13 protein-coding genes and 1 pseudogene are annotated in these 14,846 nt (G+C 71.9%); 11 read left to right on the top strand and 3 right to left on the bottom strand.

The genetic code is table 11. The features are described from left to right. The first annotated feature begins 55 nt into the window (after nt 1-55). Nucleotides 56-1,174 carry a tRNA 2-thiouridine(34) synthase MnmA gene (gene mnmA, locus AC07AW_RS01150; protein WP_478813443.1) on the top strand — a complete coding sequence of 373 codons (1,119 nt, stop codon included), beginning with the start codon at nt 56-58 and terminating at the stop codon, nt 1,172-1,174. Here the strand turns inward: mnmA and AC07AW_RS01145 are convergent. Further along, nucleotides 1,171-1,359: pseudogene (locus AC07AW_RS01145) on the bottom strand (alpha/beta fold hydrolase); the annotation flags it as partial. The gene mnmA and the pseudogene AC07AW_RS01145 sit on opposite strands and share 4 nt — an antisense overlap. Nucleotides 1,360-1,567: 208 nt before the next feature. Between AC07AW_RS01145 and AC07AW_RS01140 the strand changes: the two are divergent. The 9 genes from AC07AW_RS01140 to gatB all read left to right on the top strand — a co-directional run bounded on the left by AC07AW_RS01140 (nt 1,568) and on the right by gatB (nt 12,110). Then, a complete protein-coding gene (locus AC07AW_RS01140; RefSeq protein WP_478813442.1) occupies nt 1,568-2,107 on the top strand; it encodes an LOG family protein in 540 nt (179 codons plus the stop codon). A 7-nt stretch (nt 2,108-2,114) separates the two neighbouring features. Further along, nucleotides 2,115-2,813, top strand: coding sequence for an SDR family oxidoreductase (locus AC07AW_RS01135; protein WP_478813441.1), 699 nt, complete (start codon nt 2,115-2,117; stop codon nt 2,811-2,813). Between the two features lie 3 nt (nt 2,814-2,816). Next, nucleotides 2,817-3,815, top strand: a complete 999-nt coding sequence (locus tag AC07AW_RS01130; protein WP_478813440.1) for a methionine synthase — start codon at nt 2,817-2,819, stop codon at nt 3,813-3,815. A 15-nt stretch (nt 3,816-3,830) separates the two neighbouring features. After that, the gene (ligA, locus tag AC07AW_RS01125; RefSeq protein WP_478813439.1) at nt 3,831-6,011 is read left to right on the top strand and encodes an NAD-dependent DNA ligase LigA; all 2,181 of its coding nucleotides are present in this window, start codon (nt 3,831-3,833) and stop codon (nt 6,009-6,011) included. 319 nt (nt 6,012-6,330) lie between these two features. Then, the gene (locus AC07AW_RS01120; protein WP_478813438.1) at nt 6,331-8,445 is read left to right on the top strand and encodes a putative bifunctional diguanylate cyclase/phosphodiesterase; all 2,115 of its coding nucleotides are present in this window, start codon (nt 6,331-6,333) and stop codon (nt 8,443-8,445) included. 93 nt (nt 8,446-8,538) lie between these two features. Next, the gene (gene gatC, locus AC07AW_RS01115) at nt 8,539-8,835 is read left to right on the top strand and encodes an Asp-tRNA(Asn)/Glu-tRNA(Gln) amidotransferase subunit GatC (RefSeq protein WP_015036350.1); all 297 of its coding nucleotides are present in this window, start codon (nt 8,539-8,541) and stop codon (nt 8,833-8,835) included. 6 nt (nt 8,836-8,841) lie between these two features. After that, the gene (gene gatA, locus AC07AW_RS01110; protein WP_478813437.1) at nt 8,842-10,341 is read left to right on the top strand and encodes an Asp-tRNA(Asn)/Glu-tRNA(Gln) amidotransferase subunit GatA; all 1,500 of its coding nucleotides are present in this window, start codon (nt 8,842-8,844) and stop codon (nt 10,339-10,341) included. A 62-nt stretch (nt 10,342-10,403) separates the two neighbouring features. Further along, the gene (locus AC07AW_RS01105) at nt 10,404-10,583 is read left to right on the top strand and encodes a hypothetical protein (protein WP_352027755.1); all 180 of its coding nucleotides are present in this window, start codon (nt 10,404-10,406) and stop codon (nt 10,581-10,583) included. Nucleotides 10,584-10,598: 15 nt separating this feature from the next. Further along, the gene (gene gatB / locus AC07AW_RS01100) at nt 10,599-12,110 is read left to right on the top strand and encodes an Asp-tRNA(Asn)/Glu-tRNA(Gln) amidotransferase subunit GatB (RefSeq protein WP_478813436.1); all 1,512 of its coding nucleotides are present in this window, start codon (nt 10,599-10,601) and stop codon (nt 12,108-12,110) included. Between the two features lie 78 nt (nt 12,111-12,188). Here gatB and AC07AW_RS01095 read toward each other — a convergent pair whose 3' ends face one another. Both AC07AW_RS01095 and AC07AW_RS01090 read right to left on the bottom strand, forming a co-directional pair. Next, nucleotides 12,189-12,632 carry a peptidase inhibitor family I36 protein gene (locus AC07AW_RS01095; RefSeq protein WP_478813435.1) on the bottom strand — a complete coding sequence of 148 codons (444 nt, stop codon included), beginning with the start codon at nt 12,630-12,632 and terminating at the stop codon, nt 12,189-12,191. Between the two features lie 89 nt (nt 12,633-12,721). Continuing rightward, nucleotides 12,722-13,624: a hypothetical protein gene (locus AC07AW_RS01090; protein ID WP_478813434.1), complete on the bottom strand. Its 903-nt coding sequence runs from the start codon at nt 13,622-13,624 to the stop codon at nt 12,722-12,724. Nucleotides 13,625-13,754: 130 nt separating this feature from the next. On the opposite strand from AC07AW_RS01090, the gene AC07AW_RS01085 reads away from it, so the two are divergent. Beyond that, nucleotides 13,755-14,756, top strand: a complete 1,002-nt coding sequence (locus AC07AW_RS01085; protein ID WP_478813433.1) for an ArsR/SmtB family transcription factor — start codon at nt 13,755-13,757, stop codon at nt 14,754-14,756. Nucleotides 14,757-14,846: the final 90 nt, after the last annotated feature.

The raw sequence follows: 14,846 nt of genomic DNA, 5'->3' as shown, positions 1-14,846 counted from the left end.
GAGAACGCTCACCACCGCGACCGCGGTTCCCGGAGCCCCGTACCCTGGGAGGGCTATGACTAAGACTCTCCGTGTTCTCGCCGCCATGTCGGGCGGAGTGGACTCCGCCGTCGCCGCCGCCCGCGCCGCCGAAGCCGGTCACGACGTCACCGGCGTGCACCTGGCCCTCTCCGCGAACCCGCAGTCCTTCCGTACCGGAGCGCGCGGCTGTTGCACGATCGAGGACTCGCGCGACGCACGCCGGGCGGCCGACGTCATCGGCATCCCCTTCTACGTGTGGGACCTCGCCGAGCGGTTCCGCGAGGACGTCGTCGACGACTTCGTCGCGGAGTACGAGGCGGGCCGCACCCCCAACCCCTGCCTGCGCTGCAACGAGAAGATCAAGTTCGCGGCGCTCCTCGACAAGGCGCTCGCCCTCGGCTTCGACGCGGTCTGCACCGGCCACTACGCCACCGTCGTCCTGAACGAGGACGGCACCCGCGAGCTGCACCGGGCCTCCGACATGGCCAAGGACCAGTCGTACGTGCTCGGCGTGCTCGACGAGAAGCAGCTCGCGCACGCGATGTTCCCGCTCGGCGACACCCTCACCACCAAGGACGAGATCCGGGCGGAGGCCGAGCGGCGCGGGCTCGCGGTCGCGAAGAAGCCCGACAGCCACGACATCTGCTTCATCGCCGACGGCGACACCCAGGGCTTCCTCGCCGCCCGCCTGGGCAAGGCGGAGGGCGACATCGTCGACGAGGCCGGTACGAAGGTCGGCACCCACGAGGGCGCGTACGGCTTCACCATCGGCCAGCGCAAGGGCCTGCGGATCGGCCACCCGGCCGCGGACGGCAAGCCCCGCTACGTCCTCGACATCTCGCCCGTGAACAACACGGTCACCGTCGGCCCCGCCGAGGCCCTCGACGTCACCGCCCTCACCGCGATCAAGCCCCGCTGGTGCGGCACCGCCCCCGAAGGGCCCGGCCGCTACACCGCCCAGCTCCGCGCCCACGGCGGCGAGACCCCGGTCGGCGCGGTCATGGAGGACGGCGAGCTGAAGGTCGCCTTCGACGAGCCCGTCCGCGGCGTGGCCCCCGGCCAGGCGATCGTCCTGTACGACGGCACGCGCGTGGTGGGCTCGGCGACGATCGCCGCGACGACCCGCCGCACGGCCGAAGCGGCCCCCGCCTAGACCGGCTCGTCGAGGAACTCCTCCAGGACCGGCGCCAGGACGTGCGGGGCCACCTCGTGCGTCTGGCCCGTGAGGGTGCGGTGCCGGGCCCGGGGGAGGGCCGCCGTCAGGGCACGCGCCGTGTGCCGGGTCGGCGCCGGGCTCGCGCCCCCGTCGACCACGAGCACGCGCGCGTGGACCGCCGCGCGCCCGGCGTCCCGCCCACCACCACGACGGGGCGCCCGTCGCCGTACCGCTCGTACGCGATCTCCGTACCGTCCCGCGACACGACCCGGCCCCTGCTCATCTCGTCCATGGCAGGGCAGACCGGGGCCGCCGCCGGAACTCATCGGCGCCCGCCGGACTTCTGTCGCCGCCCTCCGGACCTTCTCCGCGACCCCCTACCGTGGGGCCATGAACATCTGCGTCTTCCTCTCCGCCGCCGACCTCGACGAGCGGTACACGGCCGCCGCACGCGACTTCGCCACCCGTCTCGGCAAGGCGGGCCACACCCTCGTCTGGGGCGGCTCCGACACCGGCCTCATGAAGGTCGTCGCGGACGGGGTCCAGGACGCGGGCGGCCGGCTCGTCGGCGTCTCCGTCGACTTCCTCGCCCACAAGGCCCGCCCGGACGCCGACGAGATGGTCGTCGCCGGGGACCTGGCCGAGCGCAAGGCGCTGCTCCTCGCCAAGTCCGACGCGATCGTGGTCATGGTCGGCGGCACGGGCACCCTCGACGAGGCCACCGAGATCCTGGAGCTGAAGAAGCACGGCAAGCACTCCAAGCCGGTCGTCCTGCTCAACACGGCGGGCTTCTACGACGGCCTCAAGGCCCAGTTCCACCGCATGGAGGCCGAGGGCTTCCTTCCGCTTCCCCTCACCGACCTCGTCTTCTTCGCGGACGACGGCCCGACGGCCCTCGCCCACCTGGAGGCGGAGATCGCCGCCCGCTGATGCGAGCATGGTGCGCATGGCTACACATGTGATCACCGGAGCGGGTTCCGGCATCGGCGCGGCCGTCGCGCGCCGCCTCCACGCGCGCGGGGACGAACTCGTGCTCCACGCGCGCGACGCGGGGCGCGCCAAGGAGCTCGCCGCGCAGTTCCCCGGCGCGCGGACGCTCGTCGGGGACCTCGCCGACCCGGACCGGCTGTCCTGGGCCTTCTCGCACCAGAGCCTCCCGGACCGGGTGGACAGCCTGCTGCACATCGCGGGCGTCGTCGACCTCGGCCCGATCGGGGAGCTCACCCCGAAGACCTGGCACCACCAGCTGAACGTCAACCTGGTCGCCCCGGCCGAGCTGACCCGTCACTTCCTGCCCCAGCTGCGGGTCTCCCAGGGCCACGTCGTCTTCGTGAACTCGGGCGCCGGGCTCAACGCGCACGCCGAGTGGGGCGCGTACGCCGCCTCCAAGCACGGCCTCAAGGCCCTCGCGGACTCCCTGCGCCAGGAGGAGCACGCCAACGGCGTGCGGGTGACCTCGGTCTACCCGGGCCGCACCGCCAGCCCCATGCAGGCGAAGGTCCACCAGCAGGAGGGCAAGGAGTACGACCCGTCGAAGTGGATCGACCCCGAGTCCGTCGCGACGGCGATCCTCACCGCGATCGACCTGCCGCGCGACGCGGAGATCAACGACCTGACCGTGCGCCCGGGGCGATAGGGCATGGACGAGATCAAGCTCTGGGGCCCCGCCACCGGCGTCGGCTCCCTGCCCGGCGGCGACGCGCGCGAGGCGGCGAAGGCGGCCACCGGGTCCTTCGAGGACTTCCCGTTCCTCGCCGAGCTGCCCGCGCGCGGGCCCGGCGCCGACATGATCGGCCGGACGATCGGGATGCTCGTCGACCTGTACGCGCACGTGGAGCCGAGCGGCTGGCGGATCAGCGACCGGCCGGGCCGCGACACCAAGCGGGCCCGATCCTGGCTCGGCGAGGACCTCGACGCCCTGGAGGAGTTCACCCAGGAGTACGAGGGCCCGCTCAAGGTCCAGGCCGTCGGCCCGTGGACGCTCGCCGCGGCCCTGGAGCTGCGCGGCGGCGAGGCCGCCCTCGGTGACGCCGGCGCCTGCCGCGACCTGGCCGCCTCGCTCGCCGAGGGGCTGCGCGGGCACCTCGCGGAGGTCGCCAAGCGGATCCCGGGAGCGCGGATCGTGCTCCAGCTCGACGAGCCCTCGCTCATCGCCGTACTGCGCGGGCAGATCCGTACCGCCAGCGGCTACCGCACCCACCGGGCCGTCGACCGGCAGGTCGTGGAGAGCTCCCTGCGGGACGTGATGGCCGTCCACGACGGGCCGGTGGTCGTCCACTCCTGCGCGCCCGACGTGCCGTTCGCCCTGCTGCGCAGGGCCGGAGCGGCGGGCATCTCGTTCGATTTCTCGCTCCTCACCGAACGTGACGAGGAGCCGATCGGCGAGGCCGTGGAGGCCGGGACGAAGCTGTTCGCCGGTGTGGTGCCGTCCACCGACACGGCATTGTCGGACCCGGGCGGTAGCGTCATGGGTGTCAGGACGCTGTGGCGCAGGCTGGGGCTGAATCCGGGGACTCTCGCCGAGTCCGTCGTGGTCACGCCCTCGTGCGGACTCGCGGGTGCTTCGCCCGCCTATGCCCGGGCGGCGCTCGCCCACTGCGTCAGAGCGGCACGGTCGCTCGCGGACAACCCTGAGTAACGGGAGGACGAAACGGTGGCAGTCGAACAGGGGGCCCTGCCCGCCGAGGCACGGGAGAAGCACGCCGAGCTGGCCGAGCAGGTCGAGGAGCACCGCTTCCGGTACTACGTGAAGGACCAGCCGGTCATCAGCGACGGCGACTTCGACAAGCTCCTGCGCGCGCTCGAGGCGCTGGAGGAGGAGTACCCGGAGCTGCGGACGCCGGACTCGCCGACCCAGAAGGTCGCCGGGCAGTACGAGACCGAGTTCACCTCCGTCGAGCACCGGGAGCGCATGCTCTCCCTGGACAACGCCTTCGACGAGGAGGAGCTGGCCACCTGGGCCGAGCGCGTCGCGCGGGACGTCGGCACCCCCGACTACCACTACCTGTGCGAGCTGAAGGTCGACGGCCTCGCGGTCAACCTCACGTACGAGCACGGGCGGCTGACCCGCGCCGCCACCCGCGGCGACGGCCGCACCGGCGAGGACATCACGCCCAACGTCCGGACGATCGGCGACATCCCGGAGCGACTGCGCGGCGACCGGATCCCGGAGCTCGTGGAGATCCGCGGCGAGGTCTACTTCCCGATGGAGGCCTTCGAGGGGCTCAACGCCCGCCTGGTGGAGGCCGGCGACAAGCCCTTCGCCAACCCGCGCAACGCGGCCGCCGGTTCGCTGAGGCAGAAGGACCCGAAGGTCACCGCCTCCCGCCCGCTGCACATGGTGGTGCACGGCATCGGCGCCCGCGAGGGCTTCGAGATCTCCCGGCTCTCGGAGACGTACGAACTCCTTCACGAGTGGGGCCTGCCGACCGCGCGGCACAACAAGGTCGTCGACTCGCTCGCCGGCGTACGGGAGTTCATCGCGTACTTCGGGGAGAACCGTCACTCCGTCGAGCACGAGATCGACGGGGTCGTCGTCAAGCTCGACGAGATCCCGCTCCAGGGCCGGCTCGGCTCCACCGCGCGCGCCCCGCGCTGGGCGATCGCCTGGAAGTACGCGCCGGAGGAGGTCAACACCAAGCTGGTCGACATCAAGGTCGGCGTCGGCCGCACCGGGCGCGTCACGCCGTACGCCCAGGTCGAGCCGGTGACCGTGGCCGGCTCCGAGGTCGAGTTCGCGACCCTCCACAACCAGGAGGTCGTGAAGGCCAAGGGCGTGCTGATCGGCGACACCGTCGTGCTGCGCAAGGCCGGCGACGTGATCCCGGAGATCCTCGGGCCGGTCGCCGACCTGCGGGACGGCACCGAGTGGGAGTTCGTGATGCCCGCCGAGTGCCCGGAGTGCGGGACGCCGCTGAAGGCGATGAAGGAGGGCGACATCGACCTCCGCTGCCCGAACGCCCGGACGTGCCCGGCGCAGCTCCGCGAGCGGCTCTTCTTCCTCGCCGGGCGCCAGTGCCTCGACATCGAGAACTTCGGCGCGGTGGCGGCGGCGGCGCTGACCCGCCCCCTGGAGCCGGCCGAGCCGCCGCTCGTGGACGAGGGCGACCTCTTCGACCTCACCATCGAGCAGCTCCTCCCGATCAAGGCGTACGTCCTCGACTCGGACAGCGGGCTGCCCAAGCGCGACCCGAAGACCGGCGAGGAGAAGATCGTCACGGTCTTCGCCAACCAGAAGGGCGAGCCGAAGAAGAACGCGCTCGCCATGCTGGAGAACATCGCGGCGGCCAAGACCCGCCCGCTCGCCCGCTTCATCAACGGGCTCTCCATCCGGCACGTGGGGCCGGTCGCGGCCGAGGCGCTGGCCCGCGAGTTCCGCTCCCTGGAGCGGATCGAGCAGGCGAGCGAGGAGGAGCTCGCGGCCGTCGACGGCGTCGGCGGGATCATCGCCGCCGCCGTGAAGCAGTGGTTCTCCGAGGAATGGCACCGCGAGATCGTGCGCAAGTGGCGCGCCGCGGGGGTTTCCCTGGAGGACGAGGGCGCCGGAGAGGACGAGGGACCGCGTCCGCTGGAAGGTCTGACGGTCGTGGTGACCGGCACCCTGGAGAAGTTCACCAGGGATGGCGCAAAAGAATCGCTCCAGACGCTCGGAGCGAAGGTGACCGGTTCCGTTTCGAAGAAGACCAGCTTCGTGGTGGTCGGTGAAAACCCTGGTTCGAAGTACGACAAGGCGATGCAGCTGAAGGTTCCGGTTCTGGACGAGGAAGGCTTCTCCGTCCTGCTCGAACAAGGACCCGACGCAGCTCGGGAGGCCGCGGTGCCCGTCGCCGAGTAGCCTCCCGGCACGGCGCGGAAGCTCACCCGTTCGGCGCATACCAGATCGTTAGGGGTGGGCTGGTCGCATTCGGGCAAGAGAGGGAGAGCGCTGCCCGTCGGAGCCCTCGGCGGCCTAGTGTGGTGACCGTGCGTCCAGTCCTGCACGCCCGCGCGAGGGCTCTGCCGGTCATGGCGTCAGGACAACGGCACCGTGACACCGGGACGGCCGCCCGACAGCGGCCGCACGCCGGACGACGGACGGGGCCGGAGGACGTTCGGCCGCGGCCACCGCGGCCCATCGCACACCGACGGCACCGCCGCCTGTGAGAGGGACGGGAATGGAACCGACCGAGAGCGCCGCCCCGGTCCCACGGCCGCACGGCCGTGTGGTCCCCCTGGGCTTCTCCTCCCGGCTGCCCGCAGCCGTGGTGGGCATCGCCGCCGTCGTGCTCGCCGCCGGGCTCCAGCGAGCCCTGAGCGGCGGCCATGGACTCTTCCCCGGCGGTGTCGCCGGCTGGTCCCTCGCCGTCCTCACCGGCCTCATCGTCGGCCACCTGGTCGCCCTCGGCCGGGACCGCTGGTGGGGCGGGACCGGCTCCGGCGCCGCCCTCACCCTCGCCGTCCTCCTGCTGTACGGCTGGGTGCCCGCCGGACTCGTCTCGCTGACCGTCGTCGCCCTCGTCGGCGCCGCCCGCCGGCACCGCTGGCGACAGAGCCTGCTGCACGGCGCCGCCGACATCCTCGGAGTCGGCGCCGCCGCCCTCCTCCTCGCCCTCTTCGGAGACGTACCGACCGTCGAACATCCCTGGCAGCCCCTCGACTGGACGATCGGGGACCTCCCGGAAATCGTCCTCGCCGCCGGCGGCTACCTCGTGGTCACCCGCCTCCTCCTGTGGTACACGCTCGCCCCCCAGGGCCGCGGACTGCCCACCATGGCCCGCACCGCCCTCCTGAGGCAGGGCCTCGTCGCCGTCGCCCTGCTCGGCATCGCCCCGCTCATCTGCGTCGTCGCCGCCACCCGGCCGGTCCTCCTGCCGCTCTTCGCCGTCCCGCTCATCGCCCTCGACTCCACCCTGTGGATCGCCCGCGCCCGCGCCGAGGAACAGCTCCGCGACCCGCTCACCGGGCTCCCCAACCGCCAGTGGCTCCTGGAGCGGGCCTGGACCGCCCTGGAGGAGGCCGAGGGCGAAGGAGCCCGCGCCGCCCTCGTCCTGATCGACCTCGACCGTTTCCGCTCGGTCAACGACACCCTCGGGCACCTCGCCGGCGACCGGCTGCTCCTCCAGATCGCCGAACGGCTCCGCCTCGCCCTGCCCCGCGGCGCCGAGGCCGCCCGGCTCGGCGGCGACGAGTTCGCCGTCCTGCTGCCCACCGCCGACTCCACCACCAGCGCCCAGCGGGTCGCCCGCCACCTGGTCGCCGAGCTCTCCTCCCCGCTCGACCTCGACGGGCTCATCCTCGTCCTGGAGGCCAGCGCCGGCGTCGCCGTCTTCCCCGACCACGCCCTCGACGCCGAGGGCCTGCTGCGCCGCGCCGACGTCGCCATGTACCAGGCCAAGCGCGACCGCACCGGCGTCGAGGTCTACGAGTCCAAGCGCGACTCCAACACCCCCGACCGGCTCGGCCTCCTCGGCGACCTCCGGCGCGCCCTCGACGCCGGCGAGGTCGAACTCCACTACCAGCCCAAGGTCCGCTTCGACGGCCAGGTCGCCGGCCTGGAGGCGCTCGTCCGCTGGGTCCACCCCGAGCGCGGCAAGGTCCCGCCGGACGAGTTCATCGCCATCGCCGAGTCCTCGGGACTGATGCCCCACCTCACCGAGTACGTCCTGGAGACCGCACTCGCCCAGGTCGCCCGCTGGCGCGCCCAGGGCCTCAACGTCCCGGTCGCCGTCAACGTCTCCCCGCGCGACGTCCACACGCCCGGCTTCGCCGGCGCCGTCGCCGCCCGCCTCGCCCGCCACGGCGTCCCCGCCGGCGCGCTCCAGCTGGAGATAACGGAGCACGTGCTCCTGGAGGACCCCCAGCGGGCCGCCGACACGCTGAACGGCCTCACCGGCCACGGCGTCAAGATGTCCCTCGACGACTTCGGCACCGGCTACTCCTCGCTCGTCCATCTGCGCCGGCTGCCCGTCAGCGAACTGAAGATCGACCGCTCGTTCGTGGCCCGGCTCGCCGTCGACACCGAGGACGCCGAGATCGTCCGCTGCACCGTCGACCTCGCCCACTCGCTCGGCCTCCTCGTCGTCGCCGAGGGAGTCGAGGACGACGAGACCTGGGAGCGCCTGCGTGACCTGGGCTGCGACGCCGTCCAGGGCTGGCTGGTCGCCGCCGCGATGCCGCCCGGCGAGGCCACCGCCTGGCTCCTGGCCCGCGGCGAGCACGGCTGGCGCCGCCCCGCCGACATCGCCGCCCAGGTCGACCTGGACCACCCTTCGGGTCAGGTCGTGCAGTGACCCACCCCCTCCTGGGGCAAACCGTTTAACGGGCAGCGGCACCGGCGCCATAGGATGGGCGGACACCATCAAGCTCACCCCGTGAGGATCCGCATGCCTGGCATCACGCGCGAGGAGGTCGCCCACCTCGCACGGCTGGCGCGTCTGGAGCTGAAGGGCGAAGAACTCGATCACTTCGCCGGCCAGCTCGACGACATCATCGGCGCGGTCGCCCGCGTCTCCGAGGTCGCCGACCAAGACGTTCCGCCGACCTCCCACCCGCTGCCGCTGACCAATGTCATGCGCGCGGACGAGGTCCGTCCGTCGCTCACCCCCGAGCAGGCGCTCTCCGGCGCCCCGGCCCAGGAGCAGCAGCGTTTCAAGGTGCCGCAGATCCTGGGGGAGGACTAAGAAGTCATGACGGACAACACCATCATCAAGCTCACCGCGGCCGAGATCGCCGGGAAGATCGCCGCCGGCGAGCTGACCGCCGTCGAGGTCACCGAGGCCCACCTCGCCCGCATCGAGGCCGTCGACGAGAAGGTCCACGCCTTCCTGCACGTCGACCGCGAGGGCGCCCTCGCCCAGGCCCGTGCCGTCGACGAGAAGCGCGCCCGGGGCGAGAAGCTCGGCCCGCTCGCCGGTGTGCCGCTCGCGCTCAAGGACATCTTCACCACCGTCGGCATGCCGACCACCGTGGGCTCGAAGATCCTCGAGGGCTGGATCCCGCCGTACGACGCGACCCTGGTCAAGAACCTGAAGGCCGCCGACGTCGTCATCCTCGGCAAGACCAACATGGACGAGTTCGCGATGGGCTCCTCCACGGAGAACAGCGCCTACGGCCCGACCGGCAACCCCTGGGACCTGACCCGGATCCCCGGCGGCTCCGGCGGCGGCTCCTCGGCCGCGCTCGCCGCGTACGAGGCCCCGCTCGCCATCGGCACGGACACCGGCGGTTCCATCCGCCAGCCCGCGGCCGTCACCGGCACCGTCGGCGTCAAGCCGACCTACGGCGGCGTCTCCCGCTTCGGCATGGTGGCCTTCTCCTCCTCCCTCGACCAGGGCGGCCCCTGTGCCCGTACGGTCCTGGACGCGGCCCTCCTCCACGAGGCGATCGCCGGGCACGACCCGCTCGACTCGACCTCCATCGACGCCCCGGTCCCGCCGGTCGTCGAGGCCGCGCGCAACGGCTCGGTGGCCGGCATGCGCGTCGGTGTCGTCAAGCAGTTCCGCGGCGAGGGCTACCAGGCCGGCGTCGTGCAGCGCTTCGACGAGTCCGTCGAGCTGCTGAAGTCGCTGGGTGCCGAGATCGTCGAGCTGGACTGCCCGACCTTCGACCTCGCGCTCTCCGCGTACTACCTGATCGCGCCGTCGGAGTGCTCCTCCAACCTGGCCCGCTTCGACGCCATGCGCTACGGCCTGCGGATCGGCGACGACGGCACCCGGTCGGCCGAGGACGTCACCGCCCTCACCCGTGAGGCCGGCTTCGGCGACGAGGTCAAGCGCCGCATCATCCTCGGTACGTACGCGCTGAGCTCCGGCTACTACGACGCGTACTACGGCTCGGCCCAGAAGGTCCGCACGCTCATCACCCGCGAGTTCGAGAAGGCCTTCGAGGAGGTGGACGTCATCGTCTCCCCGACGACCCCCACCACCGCCTTCGCGATCGGCGAGCGCGCCGACGACCCGATGGCGATGTACCTCGCGGACCTGTGCACCATCCCGACCAACCTGGCCGGCAACGCCGCCATGTCGCTGCCCTGCGGCCTGGCGCCGGAGGACGGTCTCCCGGTCGGCCTGCAGATCATCGCCCCCGCCATGAAGGACGACCGGCTGTACAAGGTCGGCGCCGCCGTCGAGGCCGCCTTCGTGGAAAAGTGGGGCCACCCGCTGCTTGAGGAGGCTCCGTCGCTTTGAGTACCAGTGCACTGCAGAAGGCCAAGGGCTTCAAGAAGTCGAAGACCGGCACGTACCTGTCGATGGGTACCACCGCGTTCGGCGCCATCGCCGTGACGAAGCAGATCAAGAAGGCCCGCGCCGAGCACGACACGCTCAAGCTCGTCGACGCCGTCGTGTCCGCCGCCGCCATCGTCACCGGCCTCGCCATCCTGTACCGCGAGCTGAAGCGGCTCGGCGACGACGACGTCCTGCTGGGCTGAGAGGGAAGTTCCACCGTGACTGTCACTGAACTGCTGTCGTACGAAGCGGCGCTCGCCGAGTACGACCCCGTCATGGGCCTCGAGGTCCATGTCGAGCTCGGCACCAGGACGAAGATGTTCTGCGGCTGCTCGACCGAGCTGGGCGCGGAGCCCAACTCGCAGACCTGCCCGACCTGCCTCGGCCTGCCCGGCTCCCTGCCGGTGGTCAACGCGATCGGCATCGAGTCCGCGATCAAGATCGGTCTCGCGCTGAACTGCGAGATCGCCGAGTGGTGCCGCTTCGCCCGGAAGAACTACTTCTATCCGGACATGCCGAAGAACTTCCAGACCTCCCAGTACGACGAGCCGATCGCCTTCAACGGCTACCTGGACGTCCAGCTGGAGGACGGCGAGGTCTTCCGCGTGGAGATCGAGCGCGCCCACATGGAGGAGGACACCGGCAAGTCCACCCACATCGGTGGCGCGACCGGCCGCATCCACGGCGCCTCGCACTCGCTGCTCGACTACAACCGGGCCGGCATCCCGCTCATCGAGATCGTCACCAAGCCGATCGAGGGCGCGGGCGAGCGGGCCCCCGAGGTCGCCAAGGCGTACGTCGCCGAGCTGCGCGCGCTCATCCTCGCGCTCGGTGTCTCCGAGGCGCGCATGGACAAGGGCCAGATGCGCTGCGACGTGAACCTGTCGCTGCGTCCGAACGGCACCAAGACCTTCGGCACCCGCTCGGAGACGAAGAACGTCAACTCGCTCCGTTCGGTGGAGCGGGCGGCGCGCTTCGAGATCCAGCGGCACGCGGCCGTCCTCGCCTCCGGCGGGACGATCGTGCAGGAGACCCGTCACTTCCACGAGGACGACGGCTCCACCACCTCCGGCCGCATCAAGGACAACGCCGAGGACTACCGGTACTTCCCGGAGCCCGACCTCGTCCCCGTCGCCCCGGCCCGCGAGTGGGTCGAGGAACTGCGGAAGGGCCTGCCCGAGCTTCCCCGCGTGCGCCGCAACCGGCTGCGCGAGGAGTGGGGCGTCTCCGAGCTGGAGATGCAGGCCATCCTCAACGCCGGCGCGGTCGACGCGATCGTCGCCACGACCGAGGCGGGCGCTGACGCGGCCTCGGCCCGCAAGTGGTGGATGGGCGAGCTGGCCCGCAACGCCAACGAGAAGGGCGTCTCCCTGGAGGAGCTGTCCATCACGCCGGCGGACGTGGCCCGGGTGTCGGCGCTGGTCGCCGGCGGCGACCTCAACGACAAGCTGGCCCGTCAGGTCATCGAGGGCGTCCTCGCCGGCGAGGGCACCCCGGACGAGGTCGTCGAGAAGCGCGGTCTGAAGGTCGTCTCCGACGACAGCGCGCTCGGCACTGCGGTCGACGAGGCCATCGCGGGCAACGCGGCCATCGCCGACAAGATCCGCGGCGGCAAGGTCGCGGCGGTCGGCGCCCTGGTCGGCGCGGTCATGAAGGCCACCCGTGGCCAGGCGGACGCGGCGAAGGTCAAGGACCTGATCCTGGAGAAGCTGGGCGTCAGCGAGGGCTGATCCCGTTCTCGTACGGCTCAAGGGGGCGGCCCCGCACCGGAGTTCCGGTGCGGGGCCGCTTTCGTTCGGGCGCGAGGATCAGAAGCAGGAGACCGACGTCGTCGGCAGCAGCTGCAGGGAGCTGGCCTCGTCACGCTGGCCGTTGTGGTTGCCGTCCACGAAGTCGTCCGTCAGCCGGTCGTGGGTCACGTAGCTGCCCGGGTTGACGCAGAAGACGAGGTCACCCCTGTATCCGGTGTCGTAGTAGTAGTGGCTCTCGTAGCCGCCGGTGCTGGAGTTGCTGGCCGACCACGAGTTGTCGTTCACGCCGTGCCCGCTGGTGAACACGTCGTTGGTGAAGTCGTTGTCGCTGTTGAAGTAGTTGTGCACCGAGGACCCGATGCTGCCCTCGAAGAGGCAGTGGTAGCCCGAGGGACAGCTGGGGCCGGCCGCCGCGGTCGATGCGGTCGCGATGCCGCCGCCCACGAGGAGCGCGGTGGCGCCGGCGACGGCGGCGAACTTCTTGGATATGGACATGAACATGCCAATCTCTCTTTCGGTTCGGGGAATGTCGGGGAACATCCGCTCCTGGGCTCAGGGGCGGAAGACTGTGGTGGCGGCGGTGGGAGGGTTCAGCCGCCCAGCGCCTCTCCGGCCGCCTTGTCCTGGCGGGCCGACAGCTTCGTGAAGTCCCGGCCGATGTCGGGATGCTCGTCCAGCCAGCGCCGCTGGACGGCGGCGAGCCGGCCGTACGCCGTGGTCAGATACCCGGTCTCCGCCTTGCAGCGCACGTCCGCCGCGGCGACGGGGCTGTTCCGCCGCTCCGCCTCCGAGCGCAGCGAAAGCTGCACCTTCACGGGATCCTCGGCCTTGACCTTGTTCCGGTCCATGCACTCCCGCCAGCGCGCGGTCGCCGTGCGGAACGCCGGGTCCTTCTCCACGTCCTTGCGTGCCTGCTCCTGCCCCTCGAAGAGCAGGATGCGCACCTGGAGCCAGCGCATCCGGCCGTCACCGAGCAGACGCGTCTCCGCCTCGGCGAGGCAGCCGTTGCCCGGCCGCGACACGCTCAACTGCGCACCCATGGCCTTGACCCGCTTGGCCTCGTCACCGAAGAGCGCCCGTGCGTACGCGTCGGTGCTCTCCGGGCTGCCGGGCTTGGGCGGCGCCTCGGGGGACACCGAAGGAGTGGCCGCGCGCCGGGGAGCCGTGGACTCGAAGCCGAAGGGCTGCGGGCGCTCGTCGGCGCCCGGGGTCTTGGGCGGGGGCACGGGGGCGTACCGGTAGCCCCGTTCGGCCATGCAGGCGATGGCGATCTTCTGCTGCGCCTCGGTGGCCCGCAACTGCGGGGTGAAGAGCAGGCCGGTGACGGGCGGGAGCCGGTGCAGCGCGGTCAGCTCGGCGGGGTCCGGGGCCGTCGCTGTCGTCGGGCCCGCCGTCGAACCCGTGCCCGTGCTCGTACTCGAACATGCGGCGCATGCGGCGAGAACCACTCCCGCGGCGACGGCGCGGACGAGCTTCGCCAGGGTCTCGGGCATTTTGCGTTCCCCCGTTCTGTTGGTGAGTGAGCTGATCCGTTAACCGGACGGCTCAGAGTCTGCGATCTCCGGGGGGATTTCGTGAACGTCCGTGCGCTGGAACGTAATTGCCCTGGTCGGAAGGGTTGAGATGCTCCGTATTCACTTCACGGGCGAGGACCTCGGGCGGATCAGGATCGCCACCGGACCCGACCCGATGTGGGAGATGCTGTTGAGCCTGCACCGGCTGCGAAGACGGGACTCGGGTGTGCTGCTTGGCCCGTGGCTGCGCGAGTCGCTGCCCAAGGTGCCTGCGACCACCCGGGCGTTGACGGCGCTCGCGCCGCCCGTCGGGTACTCGCCGGACTTCCTGACCCCGGCGGTCGGCGGGGGACTCGCCGACCGTCTGGAGGCGCTGCGGTCCACGCCGCTGCGTCAGGTGACCAACGATTTACGGGAGTTCGGCATCCAGAACCCCAGGCGCCGGTTGCCGGCCTGCCACCGCGAGCTGGTGGCGGGGGAGCCCGAGGCGGTGCTCAGGCTGGCCGACGCGGCGCACGCGTACGTCGACACCGTGCTCGGTCCGTTCTGGGAGCGGATCTGGGCGCAGGTCAGCCGGGACAGGGCCCGCCGCTCGGCGGTGCTCGCGGAGGGAGGCTGGGACGCGGTCCTCAGTACGCTCCATCCGTCGGCCCGCTGGGAGTACCCGGTGCTCAGGGTCGCCTTCCCCGTCGAGCAGGACCTTCACCTGGGCGGCCGTGGCCTGCTGCTTCAACCGTCGTTCTTCTGCCGTCACGCCCCGACGACGTTCGCCGACCCGGCCCTGCCCCCGCTGCTCGTCCACCCGATCGAGCATGAGACCCACTGGGCCGGTCCGGAGGTGGGCCCGCCGGACGGACTGGCGCTCGCGGCGCTGATCGGACCGACGCGGGCCGCCCTGCTGGCCGCCCTCGCGGACGGCGCCGCGGCGACGGGAGAGCTCGCCCGTCGCGCGGGCACCACCCCGCCCAACGCCAGCCGTCACCTCGCGGCCCTGCGGGAGGCGGCGCTGGTCTCCAGCCACCGCCACCGCCACCGCAACGCGACCCTGCACACGGTCACCGAGCTGGGCCTCGCGCTCCTTGAGGGCCGCAGCGTCCGCCTGAGCGCTTAGGAGGCGGCCCCGCCGACGAAGAGTCCCAGGCGGCGGGGGAGGCGGTGAAGACGGGGCCGGTCCCGCCGAGAGGGGGCTTCTGGTCGCCGG

It is taken from the genome of Streptomyces sp. NPDC044003 (genome assembly GCF_056435185.1).
The sequence above is the reverse complement of the archived record's forward strand: the minus strand, read 5'-3'. Positions and strand labels throughout refer to the sequence as shown.

Excerpts from the sequence above, each read along its gene's own strand:
- mnmA (WP_478813443.1), top strand. The coding sequence starts at position 56 with ATGACTAAGACTCTCCGTGTTCTCGCCGCCATGTCGGGCGGAGTGGAC.
- AC07AW_RS01140 (WP_478813442.1), top strand. The coding sequence starts at position 1,568 with ATGAACATCTGCGTCTTCCTCTCCGCCGCCGACCTCGACGAGCGGTAC.
- AC07AW_RS01135 (WP_478813441.1), top strand. The coding sequence starts at position 2,115 with ATGGTGCGCATGGCTACACATGTGATCACCGGAGCGGGTTCCGGCATC.
- AC07AW_RS01130 (WP_478813440.1), top strand. The coding sequence starts at position 2,817 with ATGGACGAGATCAAGCTCTGGGGCCCCGCCACCGGCGTCGGCTCCCTG.
- AC07AW_RS01120 (WP_478813438.1), top strand. The coding sequence starts at position 6,331 with ATGGAACCGACCGAGAGCGCCGCCCCGGTCCCACGGCCGCACGGCCGT.
- gatC (WP_015036350.1), top strand. The coding sequence starts at position 8,539 with ATGCCTGGCATCACGCGCGAGGAGGTCGCCCACCTCGCACGGCTGGCG.
- gatA (WP_478813437.1), top strand. The coding sequence starts at position 8,842 with ATGACGGACAACACCATCATCAAGCTCACCGCGGCCGAGATCGCCGGG.
- AC07AW_RS01105 (WP_352027755.1), top strand. The coding sequence starts at position 10,404 with ATGGGTACCACCGCGTTCGGCGCCATCGCCGTGACGAAGCAGATCAAG.
- AC07AW_RS01095 (WP_478813435.1), bottom strand. The coding sequence starts at position 12,632 with ATGTTCATGTCCATATCCAAGAAGTTCGCCGCCGTCGCCGGCGCCACC.
- AC07AW_RS01090 (WP_478813434.1), bottom strand. The coding sequence starts at position 13,624 with ATGCCCGAGACCCTGGCGAAGCTCGTCCGCGCCGTCGCCGCGGGAGTG.
- AC07AW_RS01085 (WP_478813433.1), top strand. The coding sequence starts at position 13,755 with ATGCTCCGTATTCACTTCACGGGCGAGGACCTCGGGCGGATCAGGATC.